The sequence below is a fragment of the Streptomyces corynorhini genome (assembly GCF_003346515.1).
Taxonomy (GTDB): Bacteria; Actinomycetota; Actinomycetes; order Streptomycetales; family Streptomycetaceae; genus Streptomyces; species Streptomyces corynorhini.
On record NZ_QQNA01000088.1, the window covers coordinates 1 to 2542 of the forward strand.

1 protein-coding gene is annotated in these 2542 nt (G+C 79.0%); it reads right to left on the reverse strand.

Translation table 11 applies throughout. From position 1 onward, the window contains the following. Positions 1-6 precede the first annotated feature (6 nt). On the reverse strand, positions 7-2542 hold a 2536-nt coding region (locus DVH02_RS12815; RefSeq protein WP_147286052.1), incomplete at its 5' end, for a KS-MAT linker domain-containing protein.

Genomic DNA, 2542 nt, shown 5'->3' on the forward strand with positions numbered 1-2542 from the left:
CGGTGGTCACCGGCGGCCGGGGTCGGCGTTCTGCGCGGAGCGGACGGTGCCCCACACGGCGGCGGTGACCGGATCGGGGGCCGTCCCGCCCCGGCCGCCGGTGACCACCGGGCCGCCGGTGAGCGGGCTTGGGGCGGCCGGGCCGTGCGCGACGGAGCCGTGGGTGACGAACACCAGCCGGGCGGCGGCGAACCGTTCGTCGGACAGCCACCGGGCCGCCAGGGCCGTGGCGTGGCCGACGGCCTCCACGGCCGCCGCGGCGGCGCGGGTGACGTCGTCCGGTCCTGCGGGCACGACGGACAGCACGGTCGCGGGCGGCTCCGTTCCGGCGTCCAGGGCCTTGGCGAGGGCTTCCAGGGTGTCGTACGCCTCGGTGTAGATGCCGGCCTTCATGAGGGCGGCGCGGACGCCGCGCGGGTCGGGTCCGACGAGGGCCCAGCGGGGCTTGCCGCCGGGGGCCTCGCAGCTGACGCGGGCCCATTCCAGGTGGAGCAGGGGGCCGTGCAGGGCGGTGCGGGCGGCGATCAGCCGGGCGGGGTCGGCGGGTCGCAGCCGGACCTCGGCGGCGGCCGCGACGGCGAGCCCGGTGTCGTCGCCCACCGCCAGGGCCACGGTGTCGGCACCGGTACGGGTCAGCCGGATCCGCAGCGCGGTGGCGCCCTCGGCGTACAGGGCGACCTCGTGCCAGGAGGCCGGTTCACGCGGGGTGTCGGGGTCGCCGAGGACGCGCAGGGCGGTGTCGAGGAGGGCGGGGTGCAGGACGTGCCGCGGGTCGGCGGTCCGCTGTCCGGACTCCAGCGCGACCTCGGCGTAGAGGTCGTCGCCGCGCCGCCACAGGGCGCGCGGTCCGCCGGAGCCGGGCGCGGGCAGGGCGGTGGGGTCGACGCGCTCGGCGTCGGCCGGGGGCCATACGTCCAGGTCGAAGGCGGGCGGTCCGGCGACGGGCCGCAGCAGGGCGTGGGCGTGCCGGGTCCAGGGCGTGCCCGGCAGGCCCCGGGCGGGCCGGGAGCTGACGCGCAGGACGCGCTCGCCCGATTCGTCGGGTTCGCCGACGGTGACGCGGAGCAGGACCTCCTCGTTCTCGGGCACGACGAGGGTGGTCTGCGCGGTCAGTTCGGCGACCAGATCGCAGCCGACGTGGTCGCCCGCGTGCAGGGCGAGTTCGAGGAGGGCCGAGCCGGGCACGGCCCCGGAGCCGTCCGCGCCCCAGGCGGCCGCCGTCCGCGGGGTGAGTGTGCCGGTCAGCAGCAGGCCGCCGGAGTCGGGGAGTTCGACGACGGAGTCCAGCAGCGGCCACCCGTCGGCCGGCCGGTCCGCGTCGGTCGCGGGCAGGGTCCGGGGCTCTGCGGTCATCCAGTAGTGGCGGCGGCGGAAGCCGTACGTCGGAAGCGGCACGGTGCGGGCTCCCGCGGGCGCCAGCACGGCCGCCCAGTCGACCGGGACGCCTCGCACATGGAGGTGGGCGAGGAGGCCGGTGAGATCGGCGCCGTCCGGGCCGGTCAGTGCCAGCGGCTCGGGGCCGTCGGCCGCCCCGGGGCGCTCGACGACGGGGTCGGCCGGGTCGAGCGCCGCGCGCTCGCCCGCCGGGGAGGCGCCGACGCGCACGACGGTCGTACGGCCGCCGTCCGGCAACGTCAGCGGGTCGGATCCGGCCCCGGGAGCGACGTCAGATCCGGCGGCAGATCCGGCGGCAGATCCGGCGACGAGGGCGTCGGCCCACCGGGGGCCGTCCTTCTCGTCCTCCGTGTCGAGCCAACTGCCCGTCGAGGCGGACCAGAACGGCACCTCGGCGGGGCCGAACACCACCGGCGGGAAGCCGTCGGCGGGCGTGCGGCCGAGGTGTACGGCGAGCCGGGCGGCGGTGGCCGGGTCGAGCAGCCCGGCCACCCGGGCCGCGGCGATCTCGCCGGTCCCCCGGCCGGTGACGGCGGCGGGCTCGACGCCCCAGGAACGCAGCAGCGCGGCGGCGGCGACGGCGACCGCCCAGCCGAGGGGGACGGCGATCTCGGGCCGTTGCCGCCAGTCGGGGGCGGTGCGCCCGGCGAGGACGTCGGCGGGGGTCCAGTCGACCAGTCCGGTCAGGGCGTGCCCGCAGGCCGTGAGGGCGTCGGCGAACACCGGCGCGCAACCGGCGAGCGGCGCCAGGGCGGCCGTCCAGTCGGGGTCGGCGGCCGGGAAGGCGAGCAGGACGGGCGGCGCGGTGGAGTCCGCGACGCCCCGCGCCTCGGTCCCGGTGCCGTCCGCGAGGGCGGTGAGGGCGGCCAGGGCGGCGGCGCGGTCGGGTACGGCCAGGACCGCGCGGTGCTCCAGCGCAGAGCGGGTGGTGGCCAGGGACAGTGCTACGTCGTGGAGTCGAACCGTCGGCCGCTCGGTGAGGAAGTCGCGCAGCCGGGCCGCCTGCCCGCGCAGGGCGTCGGCGCCGCGCGCGGACAGCGGCAGCGGGACGCCGCCGGGGAGGGCCGGGGCTCCTTCGGCTCCTTCGGCGAGGTCCGGCGCCGGTTCGCGCGGCGTCTCCTCGACGATCACGTGCGCGTTGGTGCCG